The organism is Neorhizobium sp. PAMB6630 (assembly GCF_058242775.1).
In genome coordinates, this window is sequence record NZ_CM177836.1 from 3,753,163 (window position 1) to 3,773,349 (window position 20,187).

Annotated in this window: 18 protein-coding genes and 1 other RNA gene; 12 read left to right on the forward strand and 7 right to left on the reverse strand. The window is 62.5% G+C overall.

The window, feature by feature from the left end; translation table 11 throughout:
- Positions 1 to 40 precede the first annotated feature (40 nt).
- On the reverse strand, positions 41 to 616 hold the full coding sequence (locus AC4CWF_RS17940) for a c-type cytochrome (protein ID WP_491282984.1): 576 nt from the start codon (positions 614 to 616) through the stop codon (positions 41 to 43).
- A gap of 166 nt (positions 617 to 782) precedes the next feature.
- On the opposite strand from AC4CWF_RS17940, the gene AC4CWF_RS17945 reads away from it, so the two are divergent.
- The 3 genes from AC4CWF_RS17945 to AC4CWF_RS17955 all read left to right on the forward strand — a co-directional run bounded on the left by AC4CWF_RS17945 (position 783) and on the right by AC4CWF_RS17955 (position 3,428).
- Positions 783 to 1,538 (forward strand): 3-deoxy-manno-octulosonate cytidylyltransferase, encoded by a 756-nt coding sequence (locus tag AC4CWF_RS17945; protein WP_491282985.1) that lies wholly within the window; start codon positions 783 to 785, stop codon positions 1,536 to 1,538.
- A gap of 14 nt (positions 1,539 to 1,552) precedes the next feature.
- Positions 1,553 to 2,416, forward strand: coding sequence for a prephenate dehydratase (locus tag AC4CWF_RS17950; RefSeq protein WP_491282986.1), 864 nt, complete (start codon positions 1,553 to 1,555; stop codon positions 2,414 to 2,416).
- Between the two features lie 97 nt (positions 2,417 to 2,513).
- A complete protein-coding gene (locus tag AC4CWF_RS17955; protein ID WP_491282987.1) occupies positions 2,514 to 3,428 on the forward strand; it encodes a DMT family transporter in 915 nt (304 codons plus the stop codon).
- Here the strand turns inward: AC4CWF_RS17955 and nudC are convergent, their stop codons facing one another.
- On the reverse strand, positions 3,429 to 4,391 hold the full coding sequence (gene nudC, locus AC4CWF_RS17960) for an NAD(+) diphosphatase (protein ID WP_491282988.1): 963 nt from the start codon (positions 4,389 to 4,391) through the stop codon (positions 3,429 to 3,431).
- 19 nt (positions 4,392 to 4,410) lie between these two features.
- Positions 4,411 to 4,815, reverse strand: a complete 405-nt coding sequence (locus tag AC4CWF_RS17965; RefSeq protein WP_491282989.1) for an HIT family protein — start codon at positions 4,813 to 4,815, stop codon at positions 4,411 to 4,413.
- Between the two features lie 86 nt (positions 4,816 to 4,901).
- Here AC4CWF_RS17965 and ffs point away from each other — a divergent pair.
- From ffs to AC4CWF_RS17980, 3 genes are all read left to right on the forward strand, one after another.
- Positions 4,902 to 4,998, forward strand: an RNA gene (ffs, locus tag AC4CWF_RS17970) — signal recognition particle sRNA small type.
- A gap of 83 nt (positions 4,999 to 5,081) precedes the next feature.
- Complete coding sequence (locus AC4CWF_RS17975) at positions 5,082 to 7,010, forward strand: DNA polymerase III subunit gamma/tau (RefSeq protein WP_491282990.1); 1,929 nt, start codon at positions 5,082 to 5,084, stop codon at positions 7,008 to 7,010.
- A gap of 24 nt (positions 7,011 to 7,034) precedes the next feature.
- Entirely contained in the window at positions 7,035 to 7,358 is a 324-nt protein-coding gene (locus AC4CWF_RS17980) for a YbaB/EbfC family nucleoid-associated protein (RefSeq protein ID WP_491282991.1), read from the forward strand.
- 314 nt (positions 7,359 to 7,672) lie between these two features.
- Here AC4CWF_RS17980 and AC4CWF_RS17985 read toward each other — a convergent pair whose 3' ends face one another.
- Positions 7,673 to 8,602: an IS110 family RNA-guided transposase gene (locus AC4CWF_RS17985; protein ID WP_491282054.1), complete on the reverse strand. Its 930-nt coding sequence runs from the start codon at positions 8,600 to 8,602 to the stop codon at positions 7,673 to 7,675.
- A 226-nt stretch (positions 8,603 to 8,828) separates the two neighbouring features.
- Positions 8,829 to 9,452: an MOSC domain-containing protein gene (locus AC4CWF_RS17990; protein WP_491282992.1), complete on the reverse strand. Its 624-nt coding sequence runs from the start codon at positions 9,450 to 9,452 to the stop codon at positions 8,829 to 8,831.
- A gap of 56 nt (positions 9,453 to 9,508) precedes the next feature.
- Here AC4CWF_RS17990 and recR point away from each other — a divergent pair, with 56 nt between their 5' ends.
- A complete protein-coding gene (gene recR, locus AC4CWF_RS17995; RefSeq protein WP_491282993.1) occupies positions 9,509 to 10,114 on the forward strand; it encodes a recombination mediator RecR in 606 nt (201 codons plus the stop codon).
- Between the two features lie 14 nt (positions 10,115 to 10,128).
- Positions 10,129 to 11,394 (forward strand): lytic murein transglycosylase, encoded by a 1,266-nt coding sequence (locus AC4CWF_RS18000; RefSeq protein WP_491282994.1) that lies wholly within the window; start codon positions 10,129 to 10,131, stop codon positions 11,392 to 11,394.
- A gap of 158 nt (positions 11,395 to 11,552) precedes the next feature.
- Here the strand turns inward: AC4CWF_RS18000 and AC4CWF_RS18005 are convergent, their stop codons facing one another.
- Together AC4CWF_RS18005 and AC4CWF_RS18010 are read right to left on the reverse strand one after the other, a co-directional pair.
- Positions 11,553 to 11,957 (reverse strand): GNAT family N-acetyltransferase, encoded by a 405-nt coding sequence (locus tag AC4CWF_RS18005; RefSeq protein ID WP_491285487.1) that lies wholly within the window; start codon positions 11,955 to 11,957, stop codon positions 11,553 to 11,555.
- Positions 11,958 to 12,028: 71 nt separating this feature from the next.
- The gene (locus tag AC4CWF_RS18010) at positions 12,029 to 13,684 is read right to left on the reverse strand and encodes an MFS transporter (RefSeq protein ID WP_491282995.1); all 1,656 of its coding nucleotides are present in this window, start codon (positions 13,682 to 13,684) and stop codon (positions 12,029 to 12,031) included.
- Positions 13,685 to 14,015: 331 nt separating this feature from the next.
- On the opposite strand from AC4CWF_RS18010, the gene rimP reads away from it, so the two are divergent.
- From rimP to infB, 4 genes are all read left to right on the forward strand, one after another.
- A complete protein-coding gene (gene rimP, locus AC4CWF_RS18015) occupies positions 14,016 to 14,618 on the forward strand; it encodes a ribosome maturation factor RimP (RefSeq protein WP_491282996.1) in 603 nt (200 codons plus the stop codon).
- A 60-nt stretch (positions 14,619 to 14,678) separates the two neighbouring features.
- Complete coding sequence (gene nusA, locus AC4CWF_RS18020; RefSeq protein ID WP_491282997.1) at positions 14,679 to 16,310, forward strand: transcription termination factor NusA; 1,632 nt, start codon at positions 14,679 to 14,681, stop codon at positions 16,308 to 16,310.
- Positions 16,307 to 16,993, forward strand: coding sequence for an RNA-binding protein (locus AC4CWF_RS18025; protein ID WP_491282998.1), 687 nt, complete (start codon positions 16,307 to 16,309; stop codon positions 16,991 to 16,993). Before nusA ends, AC4CWF_RS18025 begins: the two co-directional genes overlap by 4 nt.
- 101 nt (positions 16,994 to 17,094) lie before the next feature.
- On the forward strand, positions 17,095 to 19,989 hold the full coding sequence (gene infB / locus AC4CWF_RS18030; RefSeq protein WP_491282999.1) for a translation initiation factor IF-2: 2,895 nt from the start codon (positions 17,095 to 17,097) through the stop codon (positions 19,987 to 19,989).
- Positions 19,990 to 20,187 lie beyond the last annotated feature (198 nt).

Here is a 20,187-nt window from a genome sequence, read left to right on the forward strand (position 1 = left end):
CGGACAAGCCGGGCCTTCAGTGGAAATTCGTTCGAAACGATCAGTTGGTCGCCGGCGGTGCGGCGGCCGGATCCGGCAGGGGTGCCGGGCTGTCGGACAGCGAACGCAGATAAGCGATGACGTTTGCCCGTTCCTGATCGTTCTTCAGGCCGGCAAAGCCCATGGCCGTGCCCTTGATGTAAGCCTTAGGGGCTGCCAGGAAGTGGTTGAGATGTTCATAATCCCACTTTTCCGCGCCACCCTTGGAAAAGTCCTTGATGGCTGCCGAATAGCTGAAGGCTTCATGTGCTGCGATAGGCCGATTGACGACGCTCCAGAGGCCGGGTCCGACCTTGTTGGGGCTGCTCGGTTCGGCCGAATGACAGCTCGCACATTTCTTGAACGAGGTTGCACCGGCGGCCGGATCGGCACTGGCCAGAAGCTGTGCGATCGGCACGGCAGCAGGCGCTGCGGCCGCTGCGCCGCCTTCTGCCGGCGCGTCTTCGGCAACTATGGCAAATCCCGGCTTCTCGGGCGCTTCCGCATGGAAGAGGCCTTCGGAGGCGATCGAGACCGACATCATCACGAAAACAGTGCTGAGCAAGGCCCCCGCGGCCATGTTCGTATAGGAATTCATCCGAGAAAAGCTCCTTCCCGCCCGCCGGCCCACCCGCCGGAATCACAGGCGTCCCACCTTGAAATCCATTGAAAGCTATGTCTTTTGCAGGATCGGTGCAACCTGAATCACATTGCCGCCCCTGAGACCTTTTGCCATCCCATCGGCAATGCCAGAAGAGAAACCAATGCACAATACGGCTTTTGACAAGACGCTCGTTCTCATTCCGGCCCGAATGGCCTCCACACGCCTGCCGGGAAAGCCGCTTGCCGACATCAACGGCGCCCCGATGATCGTACAGGTGGCGCGCCGCGCACGGGAAGCCAATGTCGGCCGCGTCATGGTGGCCGTCGACGATCAGGACGTTTTTAATGCGGTGCAGGCAGCCGGATTTGAGGTTGTGATGACCCGCGCCGACCATCAGTCCGGATCAGACCGCATCCACGAAGCCATGGTTGCCGCAGACCCCGATGGAAAGGTCGAATATATCGTCAATATCCAGGGCGATCTTCCCACCATCGAGGCGTCAGCTGTCCATGCCTCGCTGCGCCCGATGGAAGATCCGGCCGTGGATATCGCGACGTTGACTGTCGAAATCGACAACGAGGAAGACAAGGTTCTGCCGCACATCGTGAAAGTGGTGGGTTCGCCTCTCTCCGCAAACCGGCTGCGCGCGCTCTATTTCACCCGGGCCACAGCGCCTTACGGCGAAGGCCCGCTTTACCACCACATCGGTCTCTACACCTACCGGCGCGCAGCGCTCGAACGTTTCGTCTCGCTCGGTCCGTCCGTGCTGGAACAGCGCGAGAAGCTGGAGCAGTTGCGCGCGCTGGAAGCCGGCATGCGCATCGATGTGGAGATCGTTGACTCGGTGCCGCTCGGCGTCGATACTCCCGCCGACCTTGCAAAGGCGCGCGCGATCCTCGCCAGCCGCTCCCTCTGACCGGACATCCAAACATGGTTTCGACGACCAATCGCATCGCCTTCCAGGGCGATTTCGGCGCCAACTCCGACATGGCCTGCCGGGACATGTTCCCGACCATGGAACCGCTGCCCTGCCCCACATTCGAGGATGCCTTTACGGCGCTCGAAAGCGGCGAGGCGGATCTGGCGATGATCCCGATCGAGAACACGCTGGCCGGACGCGTGGCCGATATCCACCACCTGCTGCCGGAATCGCGCCTGCACATCATCGGTGAATATTTCATGCCGATCCGCTTCCAGCTGATGGTGCTGCCGGGGGTGAAGCATGACGAGATCCGCACGGTCCACAGCCACATCCATGCGCTTGGCCAGTGCCGCAAGATCATCCGCGGGAACGGCTGGAAGGCCGTGGTCGCCGGCGATACCGCCGGCGCTGCAAAGCTTGTCGCCGAACGCGGCGACCGCTCGATGGCAGCGCTTGCGCCGCGTCTGGCCGCCGGCCTCTACGGGCTTGAAATCCTGCAGGAAAATGTCGAGGATTCCGAGCACAACGTCACCCGCTTTGTCGTTCTCTCGCGCGATGAAAAATGGGTGAAGCGCAACAGCCCGGACGAACTCATCGTCACCACCTTCGTCTTCAACGTGCGCAACATTCCAGCCGCCCTCTACAAGGCGATGGGCGGCTTTGCGACGAACGGCATCAACATGACGAAGCTCGAAAGCTACCAGATCGGCGGCAAGTTCGTGGCAACGCAGTTTTATGCCGACATCGAGGGACATCCGGAGGATGCGCCGGTGCGCCGCGCCTTGGAGGAATTGCGCTTCTTTTCCGAAAAGGTCCGCATTCTCGGCAGCTACCTCGGCCATCCCATGCGCCGGTCGCTGAACGGCGGCTGATTTCGTCCCCCCTCCCGGCGGGATCATCGGTCCCGCCTTCTTCTCACGCGTCAGCCGTCGCGCCAGCATCGTCTTGGACTGCGGCAAAGGAGATCGCATGCTGCTTGGAATCCTCGCCGGCCTGCTGACGGGCGCGCTCTGGGGCCTCACCTTCGTTGCCGCGCGCCTTGTGCATCCCTTTTCCATCTGGGACATCACGATTGGCCGCTATTTCGTCTTCGGCATCACCTGCCTTGTCACCATGCTGCATCCGCGCTTTCGTTTGCAGGGCGTGGGGGGGAAGCGCGCGCTGATCGGCATGGCGCTCGGCGTCATCGGGTATGTCGGTTATTTTCTGCTGGCCTCGCAGGCCGTGCTTCTGGCCGGTCCCGTCATTCCGCCGTTGATTATCGGCGTGACGCCGGTGGTTCTTCCGGCAATTGCCAACCTGATGGAGCGCACCATCGCCTGGCGCCGGCTTGCAGCCCCTCTGGTGATGATTGCCGCCGGCATTCTGGTGGTCAATCTCGAGCTGGTGGCAAAGCTTGATGTTGCCGGACAGCGCATGATGCTGGCAGGTGCCGGATGCGCGGTGGCAGCCCTCCTCGTCTGGGTGATGTACGGCATCGTCAATTCCCGCCTGATGCGGGCGGAAAACCCACCGAGCGCCATGGACTGGACGACCCTTCACGGTCTTGGCGCACTGATCGGCTCAATTATCCTTCTGCCCATGGCGTCTGATGCCTATCAGACCGTCTCTTCCGATGTACTGATGCGCTTCATCGTCTGGTCCGTGGTACTGGGCATGGCCGCCTCCTGGCTTGCCACCTGGTGCTGGAGCTTTGCCTCCAACCGGCTGCCGCTGGCGCTGACGGCGCAGCTGATCGTGGCGGAAACCGTGTTCGGCCTGATCTTCGGACTTTCCATGGACCTGCGCTGGCCAACACCGTCGGAAGGCTTTGGCTGCCTCCTGCAGGTCATCGGCGTCTCGCTTGCCGTGCGCGAATTCACCCGCCGCGCAAAACCCGCCTGATCAGCGGCTCCATTCCACCCAGTCACGCAGCAGGCGGTTGGCAATGGCACCGCGCAGCGGTGCAGACGGCCCCTCGCCTGCAGGATCGGCCGCAAGCATGGCGACAACCTCGGCACGCGAAAACCAGCGGCAATCCTCCAGTTCCTGGGTGTCGATGCGGATATCTTCGCTCAGCGCCTCGGCATAACAGCCGATCATCAGCGAATGCGGCATCGGCCAGGGTTGTGATGCATGGTAGCGTACCCGGCCCGTAACAATGCCCGATTCCTCGCGCGTTTCGCGGCGCACGGCATCCTCGATGGTTTCGGCCGGCTCAACGAAACCGGCAAGCGCCGAATACATGCCCGGCGTAAAGTGATGGCCGCGGCCGAGCAGCACGCGATCGCGCGCTTCATCCACCGTCAGCATGATGACGACGGGATCGGTGCGCGGAAACATCATATGCGCGCAGGCCGGACAGATTCGCTTGTAGCCGGCAAGGCGACTTTCGGTCCTGGTGCCGCATTTGCCGCAGAAACGGTTGGCGTCATTCCAGTGAAGAAGGCTGACGGCCTGCGCCACCTCGCCCAGTGTCTCCTCCGCGACCAGACCATCACGCAAGGCAGAACGGGGATCGGTCAGCCGGAATGACAGCGAAAGCTCCTCGGCCGGGCGCTGAACCGGAACGGCAAGGCGCGGCGAACCATCCTGGCGCATCCCCAGCAGAATGGCGCCAGCCAGATCCGGCAAAAGAGGCTCCAGCTCCGCACGGTCAAACAGCGGATCAAGCGTGCCCTCGATCTCCTTCAGCAGGAGCCGGTTGCCGGTAAATGCAAGGATGGTCGCGCCGCCAAGCGCCAGCGCCTGATCAAGACTGTCTTCCGTGCGGTGTTCGGCATCGCGGTCCAGCCGGTTGCCGGTAAATGCCGTCAGCCGGCTTGGCTCGCCGTGCGGCGCATCGGTATCGAAAAGGGAATGGGTCATGGGGTCAGATCTTGGAGGGTCAGAGGGCTTGGTCGAGGGCGGCGAGGAAGGTGCGCTTCTTGTCTTCATCGTAAGGTACGGCAGAACCATGGCCCCAGATCGGCCCCGGCCAGTTGGCATCGCCTTCGTTGCGCGCCACCACATGCACGTGAAGCTGCGACACGACATTACCGAGCGCCCCGACATTGATTTTTTTCGCGCCGGTGACCCGCTTCAGCGCCTCCGCCACCAGATTGGTCTCGAAGGTCAACATGGTCTGGTCGAGCGGCGTAAGCTCGAAGATTTCACTCATTCCAGGCCGCTGCGGCACCAGCATCAGCCAGGGCCAGCGGCTGTCGTTCAAGATGCGCAGCTGGCAGAGGCCCAGCACCGTCACCAGATCAGAATCGCGCGCCAGCCGGGCATCCAGTTCGAATGGGCTCAAGGTTTCCTCCTGCTTTTTCCTCTTGCTAGCAGTTTTTTGGAAGGTTGGCTTGCATTTGGTTCCGTTATTGCCGATATGTCGCCTCGGGAGGTTGGTGGTGGACGAGCCACTCGCCAACCGGGTCAGGTCCGGAAGGAAGCAGCCCTAACGAGCCAGGCACGGGTCGCCGTGCCAGCCTCCCACCTCATTCCCTATATGGCCAGCGTCCGGTCGGTCCGCATTCCGGCAGAGGCCGGGGCGGCCTTGAAGAAGGCTGGCGGAACCTCATGAGCGACATAGAGCCGCCGGAACACAGGCCGACAGTTTCGGGCACCACCGCACCGGCCAATGCCGGCTACCGGGTCCTGGCGCGAAAATACCGCCCGAAGGATTTCTCCGACCTGATGGTCGGTCAGGAACCGATGGTGCGCACCCTCACCAACGCGTTTGAGACCGGCCGCATTGCCCAAGCCTATATGCTGACCGGCGTGCGCGGTGTGGGGAAAACCACGACCGCCCGCATTCTGGCGCGCGCGCTGAATTACAAGACGCCTGAAATCGACAAGCCCACAATCGACCTTCGTATTCCCGGCGAACACTGCCAGGCGATCATGGAAGGCCGCCATGTCGACGTGATCGAGATGGACGCCGCCTCCCATACCGGCATCGACGACATCAGAGAGATTATCGAGCAGGTGCGCTATCGCCCGGTTTCGGCGCGCTACAAGGTCTACATTATCGACGAAGTGCACATGCTCTCGACGCAGGCCTTCAACGGGTTGTTGAAGACGTTGGAAGAGCCGCCGGAACATGTGAAATTCATCTTCGCCACCACCGAAATCCGCAAGGTTCCGATCACGGTCCTGTCGCGCTGCCAGCGGTTTGACCTGCGCCGCATCAGTGCCGCCGATCTGGTCGGGCTGTTTTCCACCATTCTCGGCAAGGAAGGTGTGCCCTTCGAGCCGGAGGCTCTGGCCATGGTGGCGCGTGCGGCCGAAGGTTCTGCGCGTGACGGCCTGTCTTTGCTCGACCAGGCGATTGCCCATGGCGGCGGCAGCGTTCAGGTGGACACCGTGCGCGGCATGCTGGGCCTTGCCGACCGCGCCCGGATCGTCGACCTCTTCGAACATGTGGTCAAAGGCGATGTGACGGCAGCACTTTCGGAATTTACCGCACAGTATGAAGCGGGTGCGAGCCCGGTTGTGGTGCTGACGGATCTCGCCGATTTCACCCATCTCGTCACCCGCGTCAAATATATCCCCGATGCCGCCGACGACCCGTCTTTGAGCGAGGTCGAGCGGGTGCGCGGCGCAGAATTTGCCGGCACGGTTGCCGTCAGCACGCTGTCGCGCATCTGGCAGATGCTGCTGAAGGGCATTCCCGAAGCGGAAAATTCGTCCAGGCCCGCCGGTGCGGCCGAAATGGTGCTGATCCGCCTGACCCATGCCGCGCATCTGCCGTCTCCGGAAGATGCCGCGCGCCGAATGGCCGACCTTCTTTCCAACGGCGGCAGCGATGCCGGCGCCTCCGCTTCGCCAGCGGGCAATGGCAATGGCGGCGCCCGTGCGATGGCACAACCGCAGATCAACGCGATGGCGCGCGGGTCCGATAGCGCTCCGGCAGCGCGCATGCCCTCCGGCGGTGCCACCGCCATGCTGGCCGCCGTTCCCGCCTCTTCCCAGCCGATGGCCATGGGGCAGACGGAGGCACGGCCGGCAAGCAATCCGGCCCCGCAGCAGAAACAGCAGCCTGAGCCGAAGGTGCCGATCACCTCGCTGTCCGACATTGCCGATCTCTGCACCAGGAACCGCGACCCGAAGCTGAAGGCGCTGTTGCGCGGTTTCGTGCGGCTGGTGAAGGTGGAGCCCGGGCGGCTCGAAATCAACCTGCCGACCGACGCGCCGAAAAGCATTGTCGGTGACCTGCAAAAACGTCTGGAAGAGTGGACCGAAATCCGCTGGATGGTGATCCTCAGCCGCGAGGTGGGATCGCAGACCCTGTCGGAAGTGGAAACGGAAGCCCGCGAGGCACGCCTCACCGATGCGCGATCCGACCCGGATGTCGCGGCCATTCTTTCGCAGTTTCCCGGCGCCCGCATTACCGACGTGCGCATCCGGATGGCCGAGTTGATCGACGATGCCGACGAGGCACCGCCGCCGGCCACCATCGAAAGTGCCGAGGGCGACATCCTGCCCGGCGACGACATGGAATTCTAACGACAAACGACAAGGAGCGACCCGATGCGCGACATCATGGGCATGATGGGCAAGGTCAAGGAAATGCAGGCCAAGATGGAAAAGGTGCAGGAGGAAATCGCTGCCCTTGAAATCGAAGGCAAGGCCGGCGGCGGGCTCGTCACCGTGATCCTCAACGGCAAGGGCGAAATGCGCGGCCTGAAGATCGATCCGGCGCTCTTCAAGGAAGACGAGGTGGAAATCCTCGAAGACCTGATTGTTGCCGCCCACAAGGACGCCAAGGACAAGGGCGAAGCCCAGGCCCAGGAAAAGATGGCAGCCCTCACCGCCGGCCTGCCTTTGCCGCCCGGCATGAAGCTGCCGTTCTAAGCAAGCGCGAGACCTTAGCGGCAACGCTGCGGAACAAGCGTTTGCTATCCAGGACGTTGCACGGGGCAAATGGGTCGCCCCAATGTCCCTTCGCCTCGTCAAAACCAAGGGCTATCGCTATGAGACAAGGCCTCTCCCAAACCCTCCCCACAAGGGGGATGGCTTAACCCGGCCGCCCCCTCTGATGCAGGAACAGGGCGCTTGTCACGTCGGTTCTCCCCCCTTGTGGGGGAGATGCCCGGCAGGGCAGAGAGGGTTTTATTTCAAATGCGGTAGCCGTACCGTCATAACGGGGAGAGCGACTGTCTTTGCAGTCAAGCGTTTTGCCATGGTTTTTGGTCCCGGATGATGGCGTTGAGCATGGTGAGGAGTTTGCGCATTGTTGCGACGATGGCGACGATCTTGGGTTTGCCGGCTGCGACGAGACGGTCACGAAAGGCTTTGAGCACGGGGTTGTGCCGGCTGGCGACGAGGGCTGCCATGAACAGCACGGCCCGCACTTTGCCCCTGCCGCCGCCAATGAAGCTCTTGCCTTTCCACGTGCCCGATTGTCGGGTAAAGGGTGCCAGACCCGCAAGCGATGCGATCTGACGTCGATCGAGACTGCCCAGTTCCGGCATCTCGGCGAGCAGCGTGCGAGCGGTGGCGGCCCCCACCCCCGGCACCGATGTCAGTAGCTGCTCGCGCACCCGCCACAGCGGCGACCTGCGGATATGTTCATCGAGATCGGCGTCGAGACTTTCCAACTCGCGCTTGAGGGCTTTCAGCAACCGCGTAATGCTCTTCTGGGCCTCTTTCGCCAGAACCATGCGCGCCCGGTTTTCCTCAGCCACGATCATCTGGACGATCTGCCGCCTGCGGGCCACAAGTGCCGACAAAGCCTGGGTTTCCAAGTCTTTGAGCGGTCTCAGCTCTGGCTTGGTCGCAATCACGAAAGCGGCAATCACTGCCGCATCGATCGGATCTGTCTTGGCGCGACGGCCGATCGCATTGGCATAAGAACGCACCTGCGCCGGATTGACCACGAGGACGGCAAAGCCCGCCGAAGACAGCGCCGCCACCGCCAGCATCTCAAACCCGCCGGTTGCTTCCATGGCAACGGCATTGGCTTTGATCGATTGCAGTCGCGAGACCAGATCTTCGACGCCCGCATGCGTATTTTCCACCGCAAACGTCACACCGGATGGCGCCACGGCGATATCCAGACGATCCTTCGAAACATCGATCCCAACAACGATATCCATCTTTTCCCATCCTTGCCTAAACGGACTTTGCCTGCGCAAGCGGTCCTGGCGACTGTTCGGGTTCGATGGAACGGCGGACGAAGACCCTTGCTCTCCCACGGGCTTGGTGTCCCAAAGGTTTGTCGGTCTCCCATCCGCCACCGCATTGGGCATTACACACCCAAATGCGGCTATTGGGAAGTTACAAAGGTGCCGGCAGGCGGATGAGGGGCAGACAGCCCCCGCGTCAACCGACCACCCGCTCCAGATCCGCGCGCAGCTTCGTATGGATCGGCGCTGAGAGATACCGCGCCCGGTCTTCCGGCGTCAGCCTTTTGCCAAAAGTGCGCATCATCTCCGGGACCGGTACTTTTTCTCCGGAAAATGCTTCGAACCTCACCGGCTCCTCGGGGCTTATGGTTCCCGACACAAGAACACGACAATAAATGCCCGGCCTGCCCGCTGCCATATAGCGCTTGGCAAATTTTGCATCGCCCATGCGGGCCGAAAACGTGTTGCAGGGGATGCGGGCAGACGTCGCCTCCAGCACCACGCCGCCCGAGAGGTAGAACCGGTCGCCGGCGCAGACATCCCGGTTGTCGAGGCCTTCGATGACGAGGTTTTCGCCGAACAGGCCGGGTGCCACAGGATGGTCGAGCGCCTCGGCCCACCACTCCAGCGTCAGGCTGCCCTCCACATAGACCGCCTGATCCGGCCCGCCGTGGTATTTGCGGTTGCAGATCGCATCGCCGACGAGGCCGCTTTCATCAACCAGCACCGCGCCTGCAACGGCGTGCTTGTTGATGCCGGTCTTATAACTTTTTCCCGGCAGTTTTTCCGCCTGGCCAAGACAGATGGCGCTGACTTTCATGGGGCAAGCCTCACTGTGCGATTCCGTTTTCCAGACATATGGTCTAAAAGCGGCGCATGGCAAAACGTGTAACCGGTCCGGAAATCGAAAAACTCATCCAGTTGCTGGCAAAGGTTCCGGGGCTTGGCCCCCGCTCCGCGCGCCGCGCAGCGCTGCACCTCATCAAGAAGCGCGAACAGCTGATGGGGCCGCTCTCGACTGCGATGGGCGAGGCCTATGACAAGGTCAAAGTCTGCTCGCGCTGCGGCAATGTCGATACGGTCGACCCTTGCACGGTCTGCACCGACGAGCGGCGCGACCAGGCCGTCATCATCGTGGTGGAGGATGTATCCGACCTCTGGGCGCTGGAGCGGGCGGGTGCCATGAACACCGCCTATCATGTGCTCGGCGGCACGCTCTCGCCGCTCGATGGCGTCGGACCTGACGATTTGAACATCAAGGGCCTGATCGACCGGGTGAGCGAAGGCGGCATCCGCGAGATCATTCTCGCCGTCAATGCCACCGTCGAGGGGCAGGCAACGGCGCATTACATCACCGACCGGCTCGGCGATCTCGAGGTGCGCATCACCCGGCTTGCCCACGGCGTTCCCGTGGGTGGCGAGCTTGATTATCTCGACGAGGGCACGCTGACGGCCGCACTTCGCGCCCGCACCGTGATCTGAGGAGGATGACGCTCATGGCCAGAACAACCGCGACCAGACGGCACCTCTGCCGCGCCCTTGCACTTATTGCCCTGTCGCTCCTGCCGCTGCCAGCGCTTGCCGCCCCCTCGAAGGCTCAGGTGGAAGCGCAGTTCCGCGCCTGGCTGGCGAAGGATATCGCACCGGAGGCGCGAAAAGCCGGCGTTTCGGGCCGCACCGCCGACAGTGCGCTGAAGGGCATCAGACTATACTGGGACCTGCCGGATCTGGTGCCGCCCGGCACCACGCCGCCAAAAGAGCGCGACCAGAGCCAGGCGGAATTTTCCTCTCCCGGCGCCTATTTTTCCGAGCAGCGCCTGCAGGGCCTTGCGGCTGCCGGCCGGTCTCTCGCCGCCACCCATGCGGCAACACTGCGCAAGGTGGAACAGACCTATGGCGTGCCGGGGTCCATCGTGCTAGCCGTCTGGGGCCGCGAATCCGGTTATGGGCGGGCAAAACTGCCCTATCCGGCACTGGATGTGCTGGCCACAAAAGCCTTCATGTCCACCCGCAAGGACATGTTTCGCACCGAGCTGATCGACGCCCTGCGCATCATCGAGCATGGCGATATCACCGCGGACAAGATGATGGGCTCCTGGGCGGGCGCCCTTGGCCAGCCGCAGTTCATGCCATCGAGCTATGCTCGTTACGCGGTGGATTTCGATGGTGATGGACGCGCCGATATCTGGAATTCGGTGCCGGATACGCTGGGTTCGATTGCCCATTATCTCGCGCTGAAAGGCTGGCAACGCGGTCGCGACTGGGGTTTTGAAGTCTCCATTCCGCAAAACGTCTCCTGCGCGCAGGAGGGGCCGGATCTGGCAAAGCCGATTTCCGCCTGGGCCGGCATGGGCATCACCCGCATCTCGGCCAAGCCCTTTCCGGCAGCGGAGCTAAGGGTGGACGGCATGATGCTGGTGCCCGCCGGCCGCCACGGCCCGGAATTCGTTGTCACACCGAATTTCTACGTGCTGAAGGAATATAATAATTCCGACCTCTATGCCCTCTTCATCGGCAATCTCGCCGACCGCATCGCCCATGGCGCCGGCGCCTTCGAAGGCAGTTGGGGGCCGGTTGGAAAGATGCTGCGCTCGGATGTTCTTGCCATGCAGAAAACCCTGCAGGCCAAGGGTTATGATGTCGGCAATGCCGATGGTCTCGCCGGCTTCAAGACCCGCCGGGCGCTGGGCGACTGGCAGGCGAAGAACGGACTTTCTCCCACCTGCTTTCCCGACGAGAGCCTGAAGGCAAAGCTGCGCTGAGCAAACCTCCAGGGCTCATAGTCTGTTCAAGAATTCCCTCCGGCGCGGCGAAAATGGTGATGTCGAGAACCGGAGCGGAGCGCACGTTTGGTCCGTGAGCACCGGATAAGCAGAAATTGCCATTTGCAGCCCGTCATAGGGAATCATGGGACAGACTGTCAGAGGGACAGCTTGAACCCTTCGTGCGTCGGCTCAAATCCGAGCGACCGGTAAAAGCGGATGGCATCGTCGCGTCGTTTATCCGAGGTGAGCTGCACCAGTTTGCAGCCCCGCGCGCGGCATGTGTCGATGGCCCAGGCAAGCATCTGACGGCCGATGCCGCTGCCCCGCGCATCTGCTGCCACGCGCACACTTTCGATCTGGCCGCGCCACAGGCCAAGGCGCGACAGGCCCGGAATGAAGCTCACCTGAAGACAGCCAAGCACCTGGCCCTCTGGCGAAACGGCAACCGCGAGAAGCTGGTTGTCATCTGCCTCGATGGCCTCGAAGGCTGCAACATAACGCCGGTCGACCGGATCCGACACCACTTCGCGGGCAAGCCCAAGTGCATCATCGGCCAGCATGGCAACGATGGCGGACAGGTCCTCGCGGGTGGCCGTGCGGATCTTCAGCAATGCGTCTCTCCCAATTGCGGTCAGTGATGAAGGTCGAGCGCCGACTTGTGGAACACGTCGTCGCGCGCATCGTGCGGGGGAATGGCCTGGCGCTCGATCATGCGGTGGACGCGCGGCCCGTCCGGCCCGGCATGAAGCGCCCGGATGCGGGCCCAGACCTCCGCATCGGCCTGCGTGCGGCGCTGGTTGTGGCGCACGTAATCGGCCCAGGTGGCGGTATGGTAGGTTTCGGTCCAGACGTCAGGATTTTCCAGATCCCGGAGCAGCCCCCATTGGCGGGCGCCATCGCGGATGCGGATACGCCGGCGCTCCGACATCAGCGTCAGGAACTCGGCCACGTTTTCCTCGCGGATCGTGTAATCGACGAGAAGCACGATGGGTCCGCTGCGCGGCTGCAGATCGAGCCGCAGAGAGGGTTCGCGAAACGTGTTGACGGGATCGAGGTTCAGCGTTTCCAGCGAGGGCAACCACAGTTTCCAGCCGATGGCGGCGCCAAACACCATGGAAAGGCTTGCCAGCATCAGGGCTGTAGAAACACCATGCTCTTCGGCAAGCGAGCCCCAGAGCCAACTGCCGACCGCGATGCCGCCAAAAGCTGCCGTCTGATAAAAGGACAGCGCACGCCCCACCACCCAGCGCGGGGTGGACAGCTGCACCGTGGTGTTAAATAGCGAGAGCGCCAGCACCCAGCAGGCGCCGGGGATCAGAAGCACGAGACAGGTGAGCCAGGTCGCGGTGGAAAGAGCGGCCACCACGGCGCTCACCGCAAAGCCGGTAAACGAGATGCGCACGATCATCTCGCTCGAAAACATCTCACGCAGCCGCGCATTGAGCGTGGCACCACCAACAGCGCCGACGCCGAAGGCGCCTAGCATGAAGCCATAGGTCAGCGGGCCGCCGGAAACGAGATCGCGCGCCACCAGCGGCAGGAGCGCCAGGATGGCACTGGCGGAAAGCCCGAACAGAGTGGAGCGGAACAGCACATTGAGCAGTTTTGGCGACATCGCCACGTAACCGAAACCGGCCGAGAGCGCCCGGCCCAGCGTTTCGCGCGGCAGCCGGCTTTCCGGCTCCTCCTGTTTCCAGCGCGAAAGCGCGTAGATCAGCGCAAAATAGCTGGCAGCATTGACGGCAAAGGCCGCCGCCGCGCCGAAGGCTGCAACAATGGCGCCGCCGATGGCAGGTCCCACGCTGCGGGTAATGTTGAAACCGACACTGTTCAGCGTCACGGCCGCCGGCAGCACCGGGCGCGGCACGAGATCCCCGACAGAGGCCTGCCAGGAGGGATTGTTGAGCGCCGTGCCGCAGCCGATGAGGAAGGTGAAACCAAGCAGCGCCCAGGGCGTCAGCCAGCCGAAAAAGGCAAACACTGTGAGCAGCAGCGAGACCGTGAGCATAAAACCTTGCGCCGTCAGCATGATACGGCGGCGGTTGTAATTGTCGGCAAGCGCGCCTGCCACCAGCGAAAACAGCATGATCGGCAGCGCTGTCGAGGACTGGACAAGCGCCACCATGTTTTCCGACGAGGAAATCGCCGTCATCATCCAGGCGGCCCCGACAGCCTGGATCAGCCCGCCGAAATTGGAGGCGATGCTGGCAATCCAGATGGTGCGGAATGTCTGGTAACCGAAAGGCGCCAGGGGTGAGACCCGCTCGGGCACGGTGAACCTCTTCATGCTCTTGATGCTGCCGGCTAAACTAGTCGGGCGGGCGCCAACGGCAAGCGCAAAAGCGAAGCGGTCCATCCTCTTGTCGCGATCCCCTAGGATATCCCGCAGACCTTGCCAGACCCTCGCGCCGGCTTGACCGGCACAGGCGCAGGACGCATCTTTGCCCTCCAGCCCCCGCCTCTGCCGCAACGCTTGCAATTGCGGCTTTGAAAGCGTATATGGCTCTCATATTCTTGATCGTCAGATGAAGGGTGGGGCCGCAAGGACCCGCTCTTTTTTGTTAGGCGGTCAGGCTCGCAGCATCATCGCCGGGACGGCGACAGCGCCGAAAGACCAAATGCAGGACAACGCCAAGGAACCGCGTCTCATCGTCGAGACAGGCCTCGACCTCCGGGTCGCTGAAATCATCGAGCCGACGCTCGAGGCAATGGATTTCCGTCTCGTCAGGGTTCGTCTGATGAACCAGAACGGCCTGACTTTGCAGATCATGTGTGAACGCGATGACGGAACCATGAATGTCGAGGGCTGCGAAGCCGTTTCGATGGCGGTTTCTCCGGTTCTCGATGTGGAAGATCCGATCGATAAGGCGTATCATCTGGAAGTGTCATCGCCCGGCATCGACCGCCCGATGGTGCGCAAATCCGATTTCGTCCGCTGGACCGGGCATCTTCTGAAGTGCGAAACCTCCGTTATGCTCGATGGCCGCAAGCGTTTTCGCGGCAAGATCGTCGAAACGGACGACAACGGTTTCACCCTTGAACGGGACCAGGCGGCTTATGGCGAAGAACCGCGTGTGACGGTTCCTTATTCGGCGCTGGCTGAAGCCAAGCTGATCCTGACCGACGACCTGATCCGCGATGCGTTGAAGGCGGACAAGCTGGCCAAGGCCGAAGCCGCCAATCAGAACGACGAAGACCTGACCGAAGAAGATCAGGACTAACCGATAAACGTTCTTGCTTCCGCAAGGGCGAACCAATTCGATCTACGGAGACCGACGACAATGGCAGTGAGTGCGAACCGGCTAGAACTTCTGCAGATCGCAGATGCAGTGGCGCGCGAAAAGGTCATCGACCGCGAGATCGTGCTGGCCGCAATGGCCGACGCGATCCAGAAGGCCGCCCGCTCGCGTTACGGCACCGAAAGCAACATCCGCGCCGACATCAATTCCAAGACCGGCGAAATCCGCCTTCAGCGTCTCCTGGAAGTGGTCGATCACGCGGAAGACTATACCACGCAGATTCCGCTGGCGCTGGCCCGCGACCGCAATGTCGACGCCAAGATCGGCGATTTCATTGCCGATCCGCTGCCGCCGATGGACTTTGGCCGCATCGCTGCCCAGTCGGCCAAGCAGGTCATCGTGCAGAAGGTGCGCGAAGCCGAGCGTGACCGCCAGTTCGATGAGTTCAAGGACCGCGTCGGCGAAATCATCAACGGCACTGTCAAGCGCGTCGAATATGGCAACGTGATTGTCGATCTCGGCCGTGGCGAAGGCATCATCCGTCGTGATGAAATGATCCCGCGCGAAAACATGCGTTACGGCGACCGTGTTCGCGCTTACGTCTACGACGTGCGCCGCGAACAGCGCGGCCCGCAGATCTTCCTGTCGCGCACCCATCCGCAGTTCATGGTGAAGCTGTTCACCATGGAAGTGCCTGAAATCTACGACGGCATCATCCAGATCAAGTCGGTGGCCCGTGACCCGGGCTCGCGTGCCAAGATCGCCGTTATCTCGAACGATAGCTCGATCGATCCGGTCGGCGCCTGCGTCGGTATGCGCGGTTCGCGCGTTCAGGCCGTTGTCGGCGAGCTTCAGGGCGAAAAGATCGACATCATTCCCTGGTCGGCGGATCCGGCTTCCTTCATCGTCAACGCCCTGCAGCCGGCTGAAGTCGCCAAGGTCGTTCTGGATGAAGATGCCGAGCGCATCGAAGTGGTGGTGCCGGACGAACAGCTGTCGCTGGCCATCGGCCGCCGCGGCCAGAACGTACGTCTGGCCTCGCAGCTGACCGGTTGGGATATCGACATCATGACGGAGGCCGAGGAATCGGAGCGCCGTCAGAAGGAATTCAACGAACGCACCAACCTCTTCATGGATGCGCTCGACGTGGACGAAATGGTCGGCCAGGTTCTGGCATCGGAAGGTTTCGCGCAGGTCGAGGAACTGGCCTATGTCGAACTGGACGAAATCGCCTCGATCGACGGTTTCGACGAAGATACCGCCAGCGAAATCCAGATGCGCGCCAAGGAATACCTCGAGCGCCTGGAAGCCGAAATGGACGCCAAGCGCGTTGAACTCGGCGTTCTCGATGAGTTGAAGCAGATCGATGGCCTGACCGGCAAGATGCTGGTGGCGCTTGGCGAAGACGGCATCAAGTCGGTGGAAGACTTTGCCGGCTGTGCCGCCGACGATCTCATCGGCTGGTCGGAACGCAAGGACGGCGAAACGAAGAAGTTCGAAGGCCTGTTCTCCAAGTTCGACGTATCGCGTGTCGAGGCCGAAAACATGATCGTGCAGGCCCGTCTGATGGCCGGCTGGATCACCGAGGAAGACCTCGCAAAACAGCAGGCCGAAGCTGAAACCGAAGAAGCCGACATGGCTGACGAGGAGGCGGACGCCGCAGTTCAGGAATGATTGCGGCAGCTGTTGCCGGTGACGGGAGCGCAGACGATGCGGAATTGGTTGTGAACGACCGGACCTGCATCGTGACGCGTGAAGCCGTTTCGCCGGAAGAGCTGATCCGCTTCGTCGCGGCACCGGATGGAACCGTTGTGCCGGACCTGAAGCGGCAATTGCCGGGTCGGGGATGCTGGGTCAAGGTGGATCGCGCGCTGGTGGAAACCGCCATCAAGCGCAAGATCTTTGCCCGCGCCCTGAAGGCGGACGTGAAGGCGGCCCCGGATCTTGGCGATCTGGTCGACAAACTGCTGGTGGCAGACCTGACGGGTATGATGGGCATGGCGCGCAAGGCGGGCCAGTTCATCTCAGGCGCCACCAAGGTGGATGCCGCGGTCCGCTCGGGCCAGACGCTGGGCGTCTTCCATGCATCGGACGCGGCAGCGGACGGTGTGCGAAAAATCGACCAGGCCCGCAAGGCCTGGCGGCTGGGGACAGAGAGCGAGGAGGAGATACCCTCCTTCATGCTCTTTACTGCGGCCGAAATGGACGAACTGATGGGCCAGAGTGCTTTTATCCATGCTGCGGCGCTTGCCGGACAGGCGGGTGAGGGTGTAGTGAAACGCGCAACCATGCTCGATACGTACCGCAATGGCGGTCACTCCAGAGCAAATGGCGGCGCTGGCCGGTCAGAGACATGACGTGGTCACCGGCATTCGCCGGCAGCCGCACTGGAAAAGTGTATTGAACGACAGGATCTGATGGTTTCCATCTCTGTTCCTGTCGGAAGGAACAGGAACGGATGACCGACAACAAAGACGACAAGACGCTCAGCGTTACGGCTAAGAAGACCCTCACCCTGAAGCCTTCGGGGATGAGCCAGGGTACCGTGCGCCAGGAAATGGGTCGCGGTCGCACCAAGGCGGTCGTGGTGGAAACGCGCAAGCGCCGCCCACTGCGTCCGGAAGACGAAAAGCCAATCACCCCCATCACGACGCCTGCGCCGGCAGCCCCTGCTGCACCGCGCGCAGAACAGCCGGCACCCCAGCCCGTGGCCGCAGCACCTGCGTCACCGCCGGTTGCACAGGCCCCGGCACCCGTCGCAGCGCCGCCGGTTGCAGCAGCACCTGCTCCGCGTCCGGCTGCCCCGCAGCCGCAGCGTCCGGCGCAGAATGCAGGCTACGGCGCCGGCCAGAACAACCAGCAGCGCCCGAACCAGCAGGGCAACCGCCCGCAGCATTCGCAGCAGCGCCCGTCCTCGCAGCAGCAGCCGCGCCCGTCGCAGCCGCAGCGCCAGCCTGATCGTCCGCGCGGTGGCACCGTACTGCACGACCTCTCGGCCAGTGAGATGGATGCCCGCCGCCGCGCGCTTGCCGAAGCGCAGGCCCGCGACATCATCGAGGCAAAGCAGCGTGTCGAGGACGAGGCCCGTCGCAAGATCGAGGACGAGCGCCGTGCCGCCGAACAGGCAATCGAAAACGAACGTCTGGCCGCGGAAGCCAAGCTTCGCGCCGAAGAGGCTGCAAAGGCTGGCGTGAGTGCGCCTGCTCCGGTCGAAGCTCCGGCTGAACGTGCAGCCACAGCCGCGCCAGCAGCCCCCGCCGGTGCCCGCGCACCCGACGGCCGTCCGCAGGCGCCCCGGGCGCCGGTTGCAGCTCCGGGTCTCCCGGGCGCTGTGCGTGGCCGCAAGAGCGGTGAAGAAGACGATGATCGCGGCCCGCCGCGTGGTGCGCCGAACCGTGGCAAGATCACGGCACCGGTTCCGGCAAAGGTGCCTGCCCGTCCGAAGGTCGAAGAAGACCGTCGCCGCGGCAAGCTGACCGTCACCACCGTCAGCACGGACGATGATGGCAACGCCCGTGGCCGTTCGATGGCCGCGACCCGTCGCCGCCAGGAAAAGTTCCGCCGCAGCCAGATGCAGGAAACCCGCGAAAAGGTTATGCGCGAGGTCATCCTGCCGGAAACCATCACCATTCAGGAACTGTCGCAGCGCATGTCCGAACGCGCCGTCGACGTCATCAAGTACCTGATGAAGGAAGGCCAGATGATGAAGCCGGGCGACGTCATCGACGCCGATCTGGCTGAACTGATCGCGACCGAATTCGGCCATACCGTCAAGCGCGTGTCGGAATCCGACGTTGAAGAAGGTATCTTCAACGTGAAGGATGATGAAGTCGAGCTGGTGTCGCGTCCGCCTGTGGTCACCATCATGGGTCACGTCGACCACGGCAAGACATCGCTGCTCGACGCCATCCGCAAGACCTCCGTCGTCTCGGGCGAAGCCGGTGGCATTACCCAGCATATCGGTGCCTATCAGGTTGAGCAGAACGGCCAGAAGATCACCTTCATCGACACCCCCGGCCACGCCGCCTTTACCGCGATGCGTGCCCGTGGCGCCCAGGCAACCGACATTGCCATTCTGGTGGTTGCGGCCGATGACAGCGTGATGCCGCAGACGATTGAATCGATCAACCACGCCAAGGCGGCCGGTGTGCCGATCATCGTGGCGATCAACAAGATCGACAAGCATGAGGCAAACCCGGACAAGGTTCGCCAGCAGCTGCTGCAGCACGAAGTTTTCGTGGAATCGCTCGGCGGTGAAGTGCTCGACGTCGAAGTTTCGGCGAAGAACAAGCTGAACCTCGACAAGCTGCTCGAAGCCGTCCTGCTGCAGGCGGAAATCCTTGACCTCAAGGCCGACCCGACGCGGACTGCAGAAGGCACCGTCATCGAAGCGCAGCTCGACCGTGGTCGTGGTGCGGTGGCAACCGTGCTCGTCCAGAAGGGTACACTGAAGCCCGGCCAGATCATCGTGGCCGGCGACCAGTGGGGCCGTGTGCGTGCGCTGGTCAACGACCAGGGCATTCACGTCAAGGAAGCCGGACCTGCCATGCCGGTCGAAATTCTCGGCCTGTCCGGTACGCCGGCGGCCGGCGACAAGTTCGCCGTGGTTGAGAACGAGGCCCGCGCGCGCGAAATCTCCGAATATCGCCAGCGTCTGGCCCGCGACAAGGCCGCTGCCCGCCAGTCCGGCCAGCGCGGTTCGCTCGAACAGATGATGAGCAAGCTGCAGAACACCGGGTTCAAGGAGTTCCCGCTGGTCATCAAGGGCGACGTGCAGGGTTCGATCGAAGCCATTATCGGCGCGCTCGACAAGCTCGGCACCGACGAAGTTCGCGCCCGCATCGTGCATTCGGGTGCCGGCGCCATCACGGAATCGGATATCGCACTGGCTGAGTCCTCGGACGCTGCCATCATCGGCTTCAACGTTCGTGCCAATGCACAGGCACGCACGGCAGCCGAGCGCGGTGGCATCGAGATCCGCTACTACAACATCATCTACGATCTGGTGGATGACGTGAAGGCAGCGATGTCGGGCCTCTTGTCTCCGGAACGTCGCGAGACCTTCCTCGGCAATGCCGAAATCCTGGAGGTGTTCAACATCACCAAGACCGGCAAGGTCGCGGGTTGCCGCGTCGTCGAAGGCAAGGTCGAGCGTGGTGCGGGCGTTCGCCTGCTGCGCGACAACGTCGTCATCCACGAAGGCAAGCTCAAGACCCTCAAGCGCTTCAAGGACGAAGTGTCCGAAGTGCCGATGGGCCAGGAATGCGGCATGGCCTTCGAAAACTACGAAGACATCCGCGCCGGCGACACGATCGAGTGCTTCCGCGTGGAACATATCACGCGCACGCTCTGATCGCCGTCAGCCGTCAGACATGATCAACGCCGGGCCCTCAAGCCCGGCGTTTTTTTTGCGCCATGCTTGCGAATTTCTCCCCCTGGAAACGGACTTCGGCAAAAGTTGACCACATCAATCGGCTTTCACGGCACAATATAGTTGCCAAACATACTCAAGTTTATTATCGGGTAGGCAACTGGCGTGGCCGCGCAGGAC